This is a genomic window from Pseudomonas sp. BN411 (assembly GCF_029871235.1).
In the GTDB taxonomy this organism is placed as follows: domain Bacteria; phylum Pseudomonadota; class Gammaproteobacteria; order Pseudomonadales; family Pseudomonadaceae; genus Metapseudomonas.
The window spans coordinates 393,223-408,369 of record NZ_SSOM01000067.1 but is presented as its reverse complement, the minus strand read 5'-3'; the positions used below and the strand labels follow the sequence as shown (position 1 = coordinate 408,369).

Genomic DNA, 15,147 nt, shown 5'->3' with positions numbered 1-15,147 from the left:
CGAAACATGGCCGTTTCCCTGAACCAGCCCGTCGCCGATTTCACCGCCCAGGCCACCAGTGGCGTGGAAGTCAGCCTGTCGGCCCTCAAGGGCAAGCAGGTCGTGCTGTATTTCTATCCGAAGGACAGCACCCCCGGCTGCACCACCGAAGGCCAGGGCTTCCGCGACCAGCACCAGGCCTTCCTGGCGGCGAACACCCTGATCTTCGGCGTCTCCCGCGATGGCATGAAGTCCCACGAGAACTTCAAGTGCAAGCAGGAGTTCCCCTTCGAGCTGATCTCCGACAAGGACGAATCCCTCTGCCAGCTGTTCGACGTGATCAAGCTGAAGAAGCTCTACGGCAAGGAATACATGGGTGTTGACCGCAGCACCTTCCTGATCGGCACCGACGGTGTGCTACGCCAGGAATGGCGCGGTGTGAAGGTCCCAGGCCACGTGGATGCGGTGCTCACCGCCGCCCAGGCGCTGAACAAGGGCTGATAGCCCCCAATAAAAAAGGCCGCGATTGCGGCCTTTTTTATTGGGCTGTGGATAGGTTCGAACCCGATCGACGGGTTTATCCTCCTGCGGCCACATTCCCGGGGCCTGCGCGGGGCCACGCGTCCAGTACGGCCTTGAACAGGGTGGCCAGCGGAATGGCGAAGAACACCCCCCAGAAGCCCCAGAGCCCGCCGAACAGCAGCACGGCGCAGATGATCGCCACCGGGTGCAGGTTCACCGCCTCGGAGAACAGCAGCGGCACCAGCACATTGCCGTCCAGGGTCTGGATCACGGTGTAGACCACCATCAGGTAGATGAACTGGTCGCTCCAGCCCCACTGGAACAGCGCGATCAGCGCCACCGGCACCGTCACCACCACGGCGCCGATATAGGGCACCACCACCGAAAGCCCCACCAGCAGGGCCAGCAGCGCTGCGTAGTTGAGCCCCAGCCAGACGAACGCCACGTAGGTGACCCCGCCGCAGATGACGATTTCGATCACCTTGCCGCGGATGTAGTTGGCGATCTGGATGTTCACCTCTTCCCAGACCTGGGTCATCAACCCGCGCTCGCTGGGCAGGTAGCCACTGAACCAGCGCCCGATCAGCTCCCGGTCCTTGAGGAAGAAGAACACCAGGATCGGCACCAGCACCAGGTAGATCATGATGTTGACCAGCAGCGGCAGGCTGGAGAGGGAGAAGGTCAGCGCCCACTGGACAAACTTGGCCACTTCGTTGCGCGTGACTTCGATAGCCCTCAGCACCTGCTCGTCGGTCACGACATGGGGGTAGCGCTCAGGCAGGAGCAGCAGCAGCGACTGCCATTCAGCGAGCATGCCCGGCAGTTCCTGGAGCAGGGTGCTGACCTGCTGCCAGAGCAGCGGCCCCAGAACGCCGAGGATCAGCGCCAGAGCGCTGATGAAGAGGGTGAAAACGATCCAGACCGCGAAGGTCTGCGGCAGCCGCAGGCGCTCCAGCAAGTTGACCAGCCCCTGCATGAGGAAGGCCAGCACCATTCCGGCCAGCACGGGCGCGAGCATGTTGCCGAGGGTGAGGACTGCGGTGAAGCCGAGAACCAGCACCACGGCCAGCACCACGGCTTCTTCATCCGAGAAGTAGCGCTGGACCCAGTCGCGAAGCACCTTGAGCATCAGAGTTCCTTGGATGGCCCGCCGTGGGGGCCCTTTGTCAGGCTTTTCGCAGCCAGTAGCGGAATACGCCGTCTTCGACCTCTTCTCGCAGCAACTGGTGCCCGGCCAGTTGCGCAAAGGCACGGAAATCCCGCTGGGAGCCGGCATCGGTGGCGATCACCTTGAGCACCGCGCCGCTGGGCAGCCGGTTGAGTTCGAGCTTGGCCTTGAGCAGAGGCAAGGGGCAATTGAGGCCGCTGGCATCCAGCTCGACGTCGAAGGCTTCGGCTCGACTGGCGGTGTCAGTCATGGTGGTTCTCCGGGAAAGGTGCCTGGCGGCTCGCTCGGGAAGGTCGCGGGGCGGTAATACTTGAGCGGACGGTTAGGATACCGAAGGCAGAGCGCCGCTGGCCAGCCGGCGCTGCTGGAGGCTACATTTAGGCCTTTGCCGCCAACGAGCCCAGTGCATGAATCTTCTGCGCCCTACTCTGCTGACGCTTGCCTGCTTCCTCGCTACACCCGTCATGGCTGACGACCTGCCTTCGCTTGGGGACTCCAGCTCTTCCATCGTTTCCCCGGAACAGGAACACCAACTCGGCCGCGCCTGGCTGAGTCTGCTGCGCGGCCAGGTGCCGCAACTCGATGACCCGCAGCTCAAGGACTACGTGGAATCCAGCGTCTATCGCCTGGCCGAGACCAGCCAGTTGCAGGACCGGCGCCTGGAATTCGTACTGCTCAACAGCCCCCAGTTGAACGCATTCGCCGCACCGGGCGGAATCATCGGCGTCAACGGCGGCCTCTTCCTCTACGCACCCACCGAAGCCGAATACGCTTCGGTACTGGCCCACGAACTGGCGCACTTGTCCCAACGCCACTTCGCCCGTGGCGTCGAGGCCCAGCAGCGCATGCAGGTGCCGGTGATGGCCGCAATGCTGGCGGGTATCGTCGCCGCTGCGGCCGGTGCCGGGGATGCCGGCATGGCCGCGATCCTGGGCACCCAGGCCGCGGCCATCCAGGAACAGCGCCGCTTCTCCCGGCAGAACGAACAGGAAGCCGACCGTATCGGCCTGCTCAACCTGGAAAAGGCCGGCTATGACCCGCGCGCCATGCCGCGCATGTTCGAGCGCCTGATGCGTCAGTACCGCTACGACGCCAAGCCGCCGGAATTCCTCCTCACCCACCCGGTGACCGAGAACCGTATCGCCGACACCCGCAACCGCGCCGAGCAATTGCCGCCCGGAGGTGTCGAGAACAGCCTGCGCTACCAGCTGATGCGCGCCCGCGTGCAGCTGATGTTCGAAGAAACGCCGGGGATAGCCGCCAAGCGCTTCCGCGCGATGCTCGACGAAGACCCGAAACTGGATGCGGCCCGCTATGGTCTGGCCATCGCCCAGATCAAGGGCGGCCAGCTCAATCAGGCGCGGGATAACCTGGCGCCCCTGCTGGCCAAGGCCCCGAACGAGATCGTGTACAACCTGGGCCAGGTGGATCTGGACATCACCGCCAACCGTCTGGCCGAAGCCCAGCTGCGCGTCGACCGCCTGCTCGCCCAATATCCCAACAACTACCCGCTGAAGCAGATGCGCAGCGACCTGCTGCTCAAGCAGAGCAAGCCAAAAGACGCCGAGAAGGTGCTCGACGGGCTGCTAAAGAGCCGGCCGAACGACCCGGATGTCTGGTACCAGGTGGCCGAAGTCCGCGGTCTGGCCGGCAACACCATCGGCCTGCACCAGGCTCGCGCCGAGTACTTCGCCCTGGTGGGCGAATTCGACCAGGCGATCGAGCAGCTGGGCTTCGCCAAGCGTCGTGCCGGCAGCAACTTCCCGCTGGCCGCACGCATCGACGCCCGCCAGCAGGAGCTGATCCAGGAGCAGCAGATGGTCAAGCAGATGATGCGCTGATCAGGTCCCCGAAAACGAAAAAGCCCGGACTTGTCCGGGCTTTTTTCTGGGCGGGAATCAGGCGTTGCCGGCCTGCTTGAGGCGAGCAGCCTGGGTGAAGTCCAGCATGCGCTTGAGCGGCTTCACCGCCCGCGGGATCAGCGCCGGTTCGACGAATATCTCGTTGGTGCCTTCACGCAGGCACTGCAAGGTGCGCTCCAGGGTGTTCATCGCCATCCACGGGCAGTGGGCGCAGCTGCGGCAGGCCGCGCCGTTGCCAGCGGTGGGCGCTTCGATGAACTGCTTGTCCGGGCACAGCTGCTGCATCTTGTAGAAGATGCCGCGGTCGGTGGCGACGATGAAGGTCTTGTTCGGCAGGGTCTGCGCAGCTTTGATCAGCTGACTGGTGGAACCGACCGCATCGGCCAGTTCGATCACCGCCTCGGGGGATTCCGGGTGCACCAGTACCGCGGCATCCGGGTACAGGGCCTTCATGTCTTCCAGCTGCTTGGCCTTGAACTCCTCGTGCACGATGCAGGCACCGTCCCAGAGCAGCATGTCGGCGCCGGTTTCACGCTGGATATAGCGGCCCAGGTGCTGGTCCGGCGCCCAGATGATGGTTTCGCCGTTGTCCATCAGGCTCTCGACGATTTCCAGGGCGCAGCTGGAGGTCACCACCCAGTCGGCGCGGGCCTTCACGGCCGCCGAGGTGTTTGCGTAGACAACCACAGTGCGCTCGGGGTGCTGGTCGCAGAACGCGGAGAACTCATCGACCGGGCAACCCAGGTCCAGGGAGCAGGTGGCTTCCAGGGTGGGCATCAGGACGCGTTTTTCCGGATTGAGGATCTTCGCGGTCTCACCCATGAAACGCACGCCGGCCACGACCACGGTCTGCGCCGAATGCTGGTTGCCGAAACGGGCCATTTCCAGGGAGTCGGATACGCAGCCACCGGTTTCCTCCGCCAGCGCCTGGATCACCGGATCGCAGTAGTAGTGGGCGACCAGCACGGCATCGCGCGCCTTCAGTTCGGCGGCAATGGCGGCACGGTAATGTGCCTCCTCCTCGGCCGTCAGCTGTTTGGGCTGCTTGGCGGCAAGGTGGGCCTGGACCAGAAAGCGTTCGGAAAGCTGTGTCATGGGAGCTGAACCTGCGAGCGCGTGGCGCAAAGACATTGTACACCTGCCCCTTCTGGCTCGGACGCCAGCGGGAGCGGGGGCGCGGATCATAACGCAGATTTGGCGGCTCCGGGACAACCCTGACAATCACCGTCCGTCCCCTTCCCTGGTAACATTTCTCCTTCGCATTCAGCTGTCTTCCAGCCCTGAAAACAGGCAATAAAAAGCCCGCCTCTACAAGGCAGGCTTGGACCAGCTACGCCTGTACCACTCCCTTCACCTGACCGGGCGCGCTCCGCGCTGGCACAGTCCCATGGACTCCCGAAGTCCCAACATCAACACCAACTGAAACTCGACCAGTTCCGGGCTCCCCCGGGCGTGGCCGCCTTGCAAAACAACAGGCCTATCGCTGTCCCTTCATGCAAACCATGGCCAGATACCCTCCAAAAATCACACTCGCCAGAGCGACCAACTGGTCGAAGTCAAAGTCGCTCTGGTTTCCCAGCATCAGTGAAAACTCGACAGACAAGCACAGTGCGCCTGCCACCAGAGCAAGCAGATACGTGCTGCTGGTCCTGGTTCGCCTTAGCAGGAACACCTTGCTCATGCCGTCGGCTTTCCACTCCCGGCTTGGAATGCACTGGACTTCCTCCAAAAGCACCAAACCCCACAGCAAGGCACACAGCCAGTAACCCATTGTTCGTCCTCCAGCTTGCTCGTTCATTGGACATAGTTGCGGCACTCGTTCCAGGCTGGACGTCCCACATCTGGCCCTACCCTGGTGCCGAACAGTTTCACTGGCGCTTGTATCAGCGCGGCTGAGGACGAACCCGGCACTTTCGGTGTCGGTGATTCCGAATCAATAGTTCAAGGTTGCTGGCGGAGGTATGCACCCCCACCAGTCATGGGATTCGGCAATGGGGCAACTATGCGGAAGCCGCACAAATGCAGGTATCGTCGTTAGCGCGTACCTGATGTCGTGGAATCGGCCAAGGTCGTGTAGGGGTTCGACTACAGGATGTCGCGCGTGCGCGAAAGTCGAAGGGATGGGCCAGGCTTTAGCCTCATGTCAGCAGGCCATTCTCGAGGGCATAGCGCGCCAGCTTGGCGTTGCTGTCCAACCCGGTCTTTTCCAGAATGCGCGCGCGGTAGGTCGTGACGGTGCTCGGGCTCAGGTGCAGGAGCTCGGCAATACGGACGATCCGCTCCCCCGATGCGAGCAGCTTCAGCACTTCAAGCTCGCGGTCCGACAGGGATTCGTGGGGGGCTGCGCCACCGCTGCCAATGGCGTTGAGGAGCTTTTCCGCCAGTTCCGGGGTGACGTGCTTGCCGCCCTGGGACGCCTTACGCACCGCATCGACCAGGGTGGACGCGGAGATGTCCTTGGTGAGGTAGCCCGAGGCGCCCTGCTTGATGGCGCGCAGGGCGTAGGCCTCGATCGAATGCATGCTGAGCATCAGCACCGCCATACCAGGCTTCTCGGTACGCATCATGCGCAGCAGATGCAGGCCACTCTTGTCGGGCAGGCTGATGTCCACCACTGCGACATCGAACTCCTGGGCCTGGACCAGCCGCATCGCTTCCTGGGCGGATTCCGCTTCACCGGTGACGTCGATCTCGCCGGCAGTCTCCAGCATGCGCCGCACGCCGCTACGCACAATGCTGTGGTCGTCCACCAGGAGGACCCTGGTTCTGCGGTCATTCATCTGACGCCTCTAGGCAGGCTCTGCCCTGCACATTCAGCTTTACCGACATTTCACACTATCCCTGCGGCCGGTACCCGGCAAGCAGCACCGCCGGGCGGCGGAAGCGCCCCTCCCCGCGCCCAGCCTGCCCGGCAGCTATATTTTCAGGATGCGCACACGGGCACCGTCCCGGGTGAGTTCCAGTCCGGGGCAGCTCCACCCTGGCGCCAGCGCATCCTGCCGACGCGAAACGCTCCGGGAGAAGGATTCATGTCCGACATCGATCCTGGCGGAGCAGACCATGTCTAGAGAGACGCCACCCGAAACACTGGACCTGGCGACCTTGCTCGCGACCCTCAGGGCATTTCGCAAGGGCGATTTCAGGGTGCGCATGCCGGACGACTGGACAGGGACGCCAGGCAAGGTCGCCGACACGCTCAATGAGATCATCGACGTGGCCGCCGACACCGCCGGCGAGCTCGAACGCGTGGCACGGCTGGTGGGCAAGCAGGGCAAGGTCCACGAGCGCGTCCAGCTACCGATGCTCAGGGGCTCCTGGCGCACCATCGCCGAGTCGAGCAATGCACTCACCAATGACCTGATCAGTCCCATGAGCGAAATGACCCGCGTCATCGGCTCGGTGGCCGACGGCGACCTGCGCCAGCGAATGCCCACCGAGTTCGACGGTCAGAAGCTGAAGGGGCAGTTCCTCAAATCGGCGGAAACCGTGAACACCATGGTGATGCGCCTCGGCGCGTTCACTGCAGAGGTGACTCGCGTAGCGCGTGAAGTCGGCACCGAAGGCATCCTCGGCGGCCAGGCCAAGGTCCCGGGAGTTTCCGGAACCTGGAGCGACCTGACTGACTCGGTCAACCGAATGGCCGCCAACCTCACCAACCAGGTGCGCAACATCGCCGACGTGACCACGGCCGTGGCGCGTGGCGACCTCGGCAAGAAGATCACGGTGGAAGCCAAGGGCGAGATCCTCGAACTGAAGAACACCGTCAACACCATGATCGACCAGCTCTCCAACTTCGCCGACGAAGTGACGCGGGTGGCCCGCGAAGTGGGCACCGACGGCAAGCTGGGCGGCCAGGCCACCGTGACGGGCGTCGGCGGCACCTGGAAGGCCCTCACCGACTCGGTGAACAGCATGGCCGCCAACCTCACCAACCAGGTACGCAATATCGCCGACGTCACCACAGCCGTGGCCAAGGGCGATCTCGGCCGCAAGATCAGCGTGGAAGCCAAAGGCGAGATCTTCGAGCTGAAGAACACCATCAACACCATGGTCGACCAGCTCTCCAACCTCGCCGACGAGGTGACGCGGGTGGCCCGCGAAGTGGGCAGCGAGGGCAAGCTGGGTGGCCAGGCCCAGGTGGCCGGGGTATCGGGAACCTGGAAGGACCTGACCCAGAACGTGAATTTCATGGCCGCCAACCTGACCAACCAGGTCCGCGGCATCGCCAAGGTGGTGACCGCAGTGGCCAACGGCGACATGAAGAAGAAGCTCACCCTGGAGGCCAAGGGCGAGATCGCCGAGCTGGCCGACACCATCAACGACATGACTGACACCCTGGCGCTGTTTTCCGAGCAGGTCACGTCGGTGGCGCGGGAAGTGGGCGTCGAGGGCAAGCTGGGGGGCCAAGCCAACGTGCCCGGCGCCGCAGGCACCTGGCGCGACCTCACCGACAACGTCAACGGCCTCGCCGCCAACCTCACCAGCCAGGTGCGCGCCATCGCCGACGTGGCCACCGCCGTGACCAAGGGCGACCTGACCCGAGAAGTACAGGTGGAAGCCAAGGGCGAAGTGGCGGAGCTGAAGGACAACGTCAACGAGATGATCCGCAACCTGCGCGAAACCACGCGGCAGAATGCGGAACAGGTCTGGCTGAAGGCGAACCTGGCGAAATTCACCCGACTGCTCCAGGGCCAGCGCGATCTCTACGCCGTCGCCAGCCTGGTGCTGTCCGAGCTGGCGCCGCTGATCGAGGCCCAGCACGGCGTCTTCTACATGATGACCGAGGCCCCGCCCGATGCGCCGAAGCTCAGGCTGCTGTCTACCTACGCCTTCAAGGAAAACATCAACGTCAACGACGAATGGCGCCTCGGCGAAGGCCTGGTGGGACAGTGCGCCTACGAGAAACGACGCATTCTGCTGACGGAGGTTCCCAGCAGCTACGTGGCCATTTCCTCCGGCCTGGGCGCGGCCGCACCGCGGAACATCGTCGTGCTGCCGATTCTCTTCGAAGACAAGGTGAAGGCAGTGGTCGAAATGGCCTCGCTCACCGCCTACAGCACTATCCACCAGCACTTCCTCGAACAGCTCGCCGAATCCATTGGCATCGTCCTCAATACTATCGAAGCCAACATGCGCACCGAGCAACTGCTGGCCCAATCGCAGTCGCTGGCCAAGGAGCTGCGAAGCCAGCAGGAAGAGCTGAAACAGACCAACGAAGAGCTGGAATACAAAGCGCGCCTGCTGGAGGAACAGAAGGCCGAAGTCGAGAGCAAGAACCGCGAAGTGGAGACCACCAAGCTGTCGCTGGAGGAAAAGGCCGAGCAGCTAATGCGGACGTCCAGGTATAAGTCCGAATTCCTTTCCAGCATGTCCCACGAGCTGCGGACGCCCTTGAACAGCTTGCTGATCCTCGCCCAGCAGTTGAGCGAGAACACCGAACGCAACCTCACGCACAAGCAGGTGGAATACGCGCGGACCATCCACGGCGCGGGCAAGGATCTGCTGGAACTGATCGACGAGATTCTCTATCTGTCCAAGATCGAGTCCGGCACCGTCACCCTGGAGCTCGACGAAACCCTGTTCTCCGACCTGCACCATCAGCTCGAACGAACCTTCCGTCCCGTTGCGGAGAGTCGCGGCCTGACCTTCACCATTGATCTCGCGCCCACCCTGCCCTCCCGTATCTGGACCGACAACAAGCGCCTGCTGCAGGTGATCAAAAACCTGCTGTCCAATGCCTTCAAATTCACCGATAGCGGAGGCGTCGGCCTCAGCATCGCTCCCGCCACGTCAGGCTGGAGCGAGGACCATTCCGAACTGAATGAAGCGGACTCGGCGGTGGAGTTCGTGGTCACCGACTCGGGCATCGGGATCTCCACCGACAAGCAGGGCATCATCTTCGAAGCCTTCCAGCAGGCCGATACCGGCACGTCGCGCAAATACGGCGGCACTGGCCTCGGCTTGTCGATCAGCCGGGAACTGGCTCGACTGCTGGGTGGCGAACTGAAGCTGCTCCACAGCGAAACCGGCAAAGGCAGCAGCTTTGCCCTGTTCGTTCCGGTACGGGGCCATGAGGTGGGCCGGCAGATACCCGAAGCGGACACCACCGGTTCCGAGGTTTCGCCGCCGCTCGCCCAAGAGCCCCAGACAACCGATGACCGGGAGTCCGTAAAACCCGGGGACCGCGTGTTGCTGGTTCTGGGCGCGGATGCACTCCTTATCGCCACCTGGCTCACCGCTGGTCGCCAGCAAGGCTTCAAGGGCGTGGTCAGCCCGCGTGGCGCCGACGCGATGGAGTTGATCGAGCGCTTCGCCCCAGCGGCCATCGTCCTCGATCTGGATGTCCCCGACATCGACGGCTGGCTGGTACTCGAACAGATCAAGCTCCAGCTCGCGACCCGGCACATTCCGGTGCTGGTCGTCGCCAACGAGGACAAGCGGGTACAAGGTCGGCGCCTGGGCGCGTTCAGCTACCAGGTCAAACCCCTATCGGAGAGCGACGCCAGGCAGGCGCTCGCCGCATTGGTGAAACACTCCCAACGCAAAGGCAGGAGCCTGCTGATCGTCGAGAGTGACGAGGGCCAGCGCGCACGCATTCTCGAACGGCTTGGCGACGGCAATGTGCAGTTGGAAGCGGTGGTCGGTGAGGACGCCCTGAAACGGCTGACGCGGAAACGCTTCGACTGTGTGGTGGTGGGTCTGGAGTCCAGTGGCGCCCAGGGGATCGATTTGCTCGAAGCATTGATGGAGAAGGATACGACCCGCGACCTGCCGATCATCGTCTTCGGCGGCGAGTCCCTCAGTCGGCCCGAGCGCAAGCGTCTGGGCGCGGTTATCAACCGTGGAGTGATCAAGGAAGTCCGGTCGCTGGAGCGCATGCTCGATGAATCGACCCTGTTCCTGCACCGGTCCGCCTCAGGCTTGCGCGAGCCGCAGCGCAGTGTGCTGGAACGGCTGCACAAGGCATCGGAGAACCTGGAGGGTCGCAAAGCCCTGGTGGTGGATGACGATGTGCGGAACATCTTCGCCCTGACCAGCGTGCTCGAGTCCAATCACATGCAGGTGATGTCGGCGGAAAACGGTCGTGCCGCCATTGAATGCCTGCAGCAGCACCCGGACATCGACATCGTACTGATGGACATCATGATGCCGGAGATGGATGGCTTCGAGACCATGCGCCAGATACGTCGATACAAGCAGTTCGAGGCCTTGCCCATGATTGCGCTGACCGCCAAGGCGATGAAAGGCGACCGGGAGAAGTGCATCGACGCCGGCGCGTCGGACTACGTGAGCAAACCGGTGAACACCGAGCAGCTCCTGTCTTTGATACGCAAATGGCTCTATCGCTGAAACCCTGCGAGCCACAGGTAAGCACAGGTATCCGACATGGGAACCGACCAGCGAGAAACACCCGTATTCCGGGAAGGAGCCCAGCGTCGCCAACTGACACCACCCGACGGAGTGCCGGCATCCATCCTGTTGGTGGATGACAACCCGGCCAAGCTCACGGCACTCGCGGCCGTGGTGGCTGACCTGGGCCTGGAAATCAGCACTGCCACCTCGGGACGCGAAGCCCTGCGCCTGCTGCTGCAACGTGATTTCGCCGTCATCTTGCTGGATGCGCGGATGCCGGGGATGGATGGGTTCGAGACGGCGAGCCTCATCCATGGCCGGCCGAAATCGGCGCACACCCCCATCATCATCATCACGGCGGAGGTCGGTTCGGATGCCGAGCGAATTCGCGGCTATGGCTCCGGGGCGGTGGATTTCATCTTCTCGCCGATCCTGCCCGAAGTGCTGCGCGCCAAGGTCCGCGTATTCGTCGATCTCTTCTACCTGCAACGCAAGCTGGCGCTGCAGGCTGAGGAACTCCTCAATTCGAAGGGGCAATTGCGCGACCTCGCCAACTACGAGGAGCAGATCCGGGAGGAAGAGCGCAAGCGTATTGCTCGCGAGGTGCACGACCAGCTGGGGCAGAGCCTCCTGGCCTTGCGGATGGATGTTTCCTTGCTGCAGGAGCGTGCGGAAATACTGCCCGAGGATCTGAGGGAGAGGATCAGCGACGCGATGAATCACATCGACACCGCCATCCGTAGCGTGCGCGCGATCATCAATGACCTGCGCCCACCCGTGCTCGACCTGGGTCTGCAAGCGGCCATCGAATGGCAGCTCGAAGAATTCCGCCAGCGCACCGGCATCGCCTGCACCCTGCAGGTCCAGGGCGACGACTATCACGCGGATCAAGACGACAAGCGGGCCACCACGCTATTCCGGATCGTTCAGGAAGCGCTGTCCAACGTCACCCGGCACGCACAGGCAACTCAGGTACAGGTGGAGCTGAAACAGGGCGACCAGTGGTTGCAGCTTCGCATTGGGGACAACGGCATCGGCATGCCGGAATGCCGCAAGGCGGATTCCTACGGGCTGGCCGGCATGAAGGAACGCATCGGCATGCTGGGCGGGGAAATCGGTATTTCCAGCACCCCGGGCGGCGGAACGACGCTGACCATCACCATGCCGCTCGACGCTTGAAGGCAATACCGCAGGCGATGCCAGGGCGGTAGAAACAAAAAAGCCCACCTGATTCCAGGTGGGCTTTTCGATCTTGCGAATTTGGTGGGTCGTGTAGGATTCGAACCTACGACCAATTGGTTAAAAGCCAACTGCTCTACCGACTGAGCTAACGACCCAACGCGAGGCGCATGATACTGATTTTATTCAGGAATTCAACACCTCTGTGAAAAAATTTTACTGATAGCGAGTTGGGTCCTCGACGCCAGCTGCAACGAAGCCCGCTGCACGCAGCCGGCAGCTGTCGCATTTGCCGCAGGCACGTCCCTCGTCATCTGCCTGATAGCAGGAAACAGTGAGGCCGTAATCGACGCCGTGGCGGATGCCGGCCTGGACAATCTCGGCCTTGCTCAAGTTCTGCAACGGCGCCTGGATGCGGAATCCGTCCCCTTCAACACCGGCCTTGGTGGCCAGGTTGGCCATACGTTCGAAGGCCTCGACGAACTCAGGGCGGCAATCCGGGTAGCCGGAGTAATCCACCGCGTTGACGCCGATGAAGATGTCGCGCGCACCGAGCACCTCAGCCCAGCCCAGGGCCAGCGACAGGAACACCGTGTTGCGCGCTGGCACATAGGTGACCGGGATGCCTTCGGTCGGGCTCTCGGGAACGTCGATGGAGGTGTCGGTCAGTGCCGAACCACCAATGCCATTGAGGTTAAGGCCGATCACCTTGTGCTCCACCACACCCAGCTGGCGGGCAACACGCTCCGCCGCTTGAAGCTCGGCGCGGTGGCGCTGGCCGTAATCGAAACTCATGGTGTAGCAGGCGTAGCCCTCGGCACGGGCCAGGGCGACCACGGTGGCCGAGTCCAGGCCACCGGACAACAGGATGACCGCTTTCTTCTCGCTCATGGGATATCCCTCGAAATCAGCCTGTCGCGCACGCCATGCGCAGGCAGGCAAGGTGAAGTCGTGCCGGATCAGTGACCGGGCTCGTCGTTCCAGAGGATCTTGTGCAGCTGCAGTTGCAGGCGCACGGGCAGGTTGTCGGCCACGATCCAGTCAGCCAGGTCGCGGGCGCTGACTTCCTTGTGGCTGGGCGAGAACAGCACCTCACCCGCTCGCTGATCCAGGCGGTATTCGATCAGCTTGGACACTGCCCAGTCATAGTCCTCGCGGGAGCAGATGACGAACTTCACCTGATCGTTGGCCGTCAGGTGGGCAATGTTCTCGTAGCGGTTGCGGCCGACTTCGGCGGAGCCCGGGGTCTTGAGGTCGACCACCTTGCTCACTCGCGGATCCACGGCGGACACGTCGAGGGCGCCGCTGGTCTCGATGGAAACCTCGTAGCCGGCATCGCAAAGACGCTGCAGCAGCGGGATGCAATTGGGCTGGGCCAGCGGCTCACCGCCGGTGACGCAGATATAGCGCGGCTTGTAGGCGGCGACGCGCTCGAGGATGGCGTCCAGCGTCATGAGCTCACCGCCACTGAAGGCATAGGCGGTGTCGCAGTACTGACAACGCAGGGGGCAGCCGGTCAGGCGCACGAAGACCGTCGGCAGGCCGGCGGTACGTGTTTCCCCCTGCAACGAGTAGAAAATCTCGGTAATTCGCAGGGTTTGATGCATATCAGCCACGGGCGTGACGGCTAAACAGGCCATCCGCCTCCGTTGCGGGATTGAAGATTGGAGGTCGGCGATTCTAACGAAAAAACCCGCGACTGGCGCGGGTTTTCGTGAATCGGAGGTCCGGGATCAGGGCAGACGCTGCAGGTCGCGCTGGGCCAGTTGGGCGGCCGAGCTGCCCGGGAACTGGCTGATGACCTGCTGGAGGATGGTCTTGGCCTTGTCGGTATTGCCCAGGCGCTGCTCGACATCCGCCAGCTTGTACAGGGAGTCCGGCACCTTCGGATGCTGCGGGTAGGCCTGGCCGACACGGGCAAAGGCCTGGCTGGCACCTTGCAGGTCGCCCTTGGCGAGGTTCACTTCGCCCAGCCAGTACTGCGCGTTGCCGGCGTACTGGCTGTTGGGGTACTTGCGCAGGAAGGCGTTGAAGGCCTGGCTGGCCTTGTCGAAGTCCTTCTGCTTGATCAGGTCGAAGGCAGCGTCGTAGTAGAGCTTTTCCTTCGCGGGGTCACCCGGCTCGCTGCTGGCAGCCGGTTGCTGCGCGGGAGCGGCGGGGGTGCCGTTGGCAGCGGGTGCGCCAGCGGCAGGGGAATTCGGGGCTACCGGTGCGCCAGCGGCGGCACCACCGGAAAGGCGACGATCGAGGTCCTGGTAACGCTCCAGGCTTTCCTGCTTCAGGCGCTGGATTTCGTACTGCTGCTCCTCGAGCATGCCACGCAGGCGAGTGATCTCTTCCTGCATTTGCTGGAGCTGCATGAACAGCTCGCCCTGCGCGGAGACGGGGGCCGCGGGGGCCCCTGTCCCGGCGTAGGCAGCGCCAGTCGTACCGTAACCGGCCGGCGGATAACTACCGCCGTAACCGGCGTCGTTGTCCACCACGGGAACCTCAGCCAGCGCCGCGAACGGCAGACCGGAGAGGGCCAGGAAAGTCAGAGCACGACTGGGCTTGCGCATAGCGAATTACTTACGCAGTTCTACGCGGCGGTTTTGCGCCCAGGACTGCTCGTCGTTGCCAGTGGCAACCGGACGCTCTTCGCCGTAGGAAACCAGTTCGGCCTGAGCCGGGGAAACGCCCTGCAGAACCAGGTAGCGCTGAACGGCCTTGGCACGACGCTCGCCCAGAGCCATGTTGTACTCACGGGTACCACGCTCGTCGGTGTGGCCTTCCAGGACAACGCGGTTGCCGTTGGCTTTCAGGTCTTTGGCGTGTACGTCCAGAGCGCGCATGGCTTCCGGCTTCAGGTCGGAGCTGTCGTACTCGAAGTAGAAGGTGGTGATAGCGCGCAGAGCGGCTTCTTCGCTCATGCTGCCATCTACACCGCTACCACCGGCGTTGTAGCCAGCGTTCGGGTCAACGGCACCTTCGCCAGTGCCTTCGCCGCCTTTGGACGAGCAACCAACAGCTACGGCCATAGCCAGAGCGAGAGCGGCAAATTTGCCGAATTTCAGCATTTCCATCATGTAACTCCTAATGAACCCC

General features: G+C 63.1%; 13 protein-coding genes and 1 tRNA gene. 4 read left to right on the top strand and 10 right to left on the bottom strand.

The genetic code is table 11. From position 1 onward, the window contains the following. Nucleotides 1-6: 6 nt before the first annotated feature. Nucleotides 7-480, top strand: a complete 474-nt coding sequence (locus tag E8F06_RS14670) for a peroxiredoxin (protein WP_280368406.1) — start codon at nucleotides 7-9, stop codon at nucleotides 478-480. A gap of 76 nt (nucleotides 481-556) precedes the next feature. On the opposite strand, the gene E8F06_RS14665 is transcribed toward E8F06_RS14670, so the two are convergent. Together E8F06_RS14665 and E8F06_RS14660 are read right to left on the bottom strand one after the other, a co-directional pair. After that, on the bottom strand, nucleotides 557-1,630 hold the full coding sequence (locus E8F06_RS14665; RefSeq protein ID WP_280368404.1) for an AI-2E family transporter: 1,074 nt from the start codon (nucleotides 1,628-1,630) through the stop codon (nucleotides 557-559). 37 nt (nucleotides 1,631-1,667) lie between these two features. Next, nucleotides 1,668-1,919 carry a sulfurtransferase TusA family protein gene (locus tag E8F06_RS14660; RefSeq protein ID WP_151136164.1) on the bottom strand — a complete coding sequence of 84 codons (252 nt, stop codon included), beginning with the start codon at nucleotides 1,917-1,919 and terminating at the stop codon, nucleotides 1,668-1,670. Between the two features lie 157 nt (nucleotides 1,920-2,076). On the opposite strand from E8F06_RS14660, the gene E8F06_RS14655 reads away from it, so the two are divergent. Continuing rightward, the gene (locus E8F06_RS14655; RefSeq protein ID WP_280368402.1) at nucleotides 2,077-3,510 is read left to right on the top strand and encodes a M48 family metalloprotease; all 1,434 of its coding nucleotides are present in this window, start codon (nucleotides 2,077-2,079) and stop codon (nucleotides 3,508-3,510) included. 57 nt (nucleotides 3,511-3,567) lie between these two features. Here E8F06_RS14655 and nadA read toward each other — a convergent pair whose 3' ends face one another. From nadA to E8F06_RS14640, 3 genes are all read right to left on the bottom strand, one after another. Beyond that, entirely contained in the window at nucleotides 3,568-4,626 is a 1,059-nt protein-coding gene (gene nadA / locus E8F06_RS14650) for a quinolinate synthase NadA (RefSeq protein ID WP_151136168.1), read from the bottom strand. Between the two features lie 382 nt (nucleotides 4,627-5,008). Beyond that, complete coding sequence (locus E8F06_RS14645; RefSeq protein ID WP_280368399.1) at nucleotides 5,009-5,302, bottom strand: hypothetical protein; 294 nt, start codon at nucleotides 5,300-5,302, stop codon at nucleotides 5,009-5,011. 367 nt (nucleotides 5,303-5,669) lie between these two features. Next, nucleotides 5,670-6,311 (bottom strand): response regulator transcription factor, encoded by a 642-nt coding sequence (locus E8F06_RS14640; RefSeq protein ID WP_280368397.1) that lies wholly within the window; start codon nucleotides 6,309-6,311, stop codon nucleotides 5,670-5,672. A 280-nt stretch (nucleotides 6,312-6,591) separates the two neighbouring features. Here E8F06_RS14640 and E8F06_RS14635 point away from each other — a divergent pair, with 280 nt between their 5' ends. Then, nucleotides 6,592-10,881: a response regulator gene (locus E8F06_RS14635; RefSeq protein WP_280368395.1), complete on the top strand. Its 4,290-nt coding sequence runs from the start codon at nucleotides 6,592-6,594 to the stop codon at nucleotides 10,879-10,881. A gap of 36 nt (nucleotides 10,882-10,917) precedes the next feature. After that, nucleotides 10,918-12,063: a response regulator gene (locus E8F06_RS14630; RefSeq protein ID WP_280368393.1), complete on the top strand. Its 1,146-nt coding sequence runs from the start codon at nucleotides 10,918-10,920 to the stop codon at nucleotides 12,061-12,063. Between the two features lie 82 nt (nucleotides 12,064-12,145). Here the strand turns inward: E8F06_RS14630 and E8F06_RS14625 are convergent. The 5 genes from E8F06_RS14625 to pal all read right to left on the bottom strand — a co-directional run bounded on the left by E8F06_RS14625 (nucleotide 12,146) and on the right by pal (nucleotide 15,125). Continuing rightward, nucleotides 12,146-12,221, bottom strand: a tRNA-Lys gene (locus tag E8F06_RS14625). A gap of 58 nt (nucleotides 12,222-12,279) precedes the next feature. Next, nucleotides 12,280-12,954: a 7-cyano-7-deazaguanine synthase QueC gene (queC, locus tag E8F06_RS14620; RefSeq protein WP_280368391.1), complete on the bottom strand. Its 675-nt coding sequence runs from the start codon at nucleotides 12,952-12,954 to the stop codon at nucleotides 12,280-12,282. A 68-nt stretch (nucleotides 12,955-13,022) separates the two neighbouring features. Then, nucleotides 13,023-13,670 (bottom strand): 7-carboxy-7-deazaguanine synthase QueE, encoded by a 648-nt coding sequence (gene queE / locus E8F06_RS14615; protein ID WP_280368389.1) that lies wholly within the window; start codon nucleotides 13,668-13,670, stop codon nucleotides 13,023-13,025. Between the two features lie 126 nt (nucleotides 13,671-13,796). Beyond that, nucleotides 13,797-14,621 (bottom strand): tol-pal system protein YbgF, encoded by an 825-nt coding sequence (gene ybgF, locus E8F06_RS14610; RefSeq protein ID WP_280368386.1) that lies wholly within the window; start codon nucleotides 14,619-14,621, stop codon nucleotides 13,797-13,799. Nucleotides 14,622-14,627: 6 nt separating this feature from the next. Continuing rightward, nucleotides 14,628-15,125, bottom strand: coding sequence for a peptidoglycan-associated lipoprotein Pal (gene pal, locus E8F06_RS14605; RefSeq protein WP_028627602.1), 498 nt, complete (start codon nucleotides 15,123-15,125; stop codon nucleotides 14,628-14,630). Between the last annotated feature and the right edge of the window lie 22 nt (nucleotides 15,126-15,147).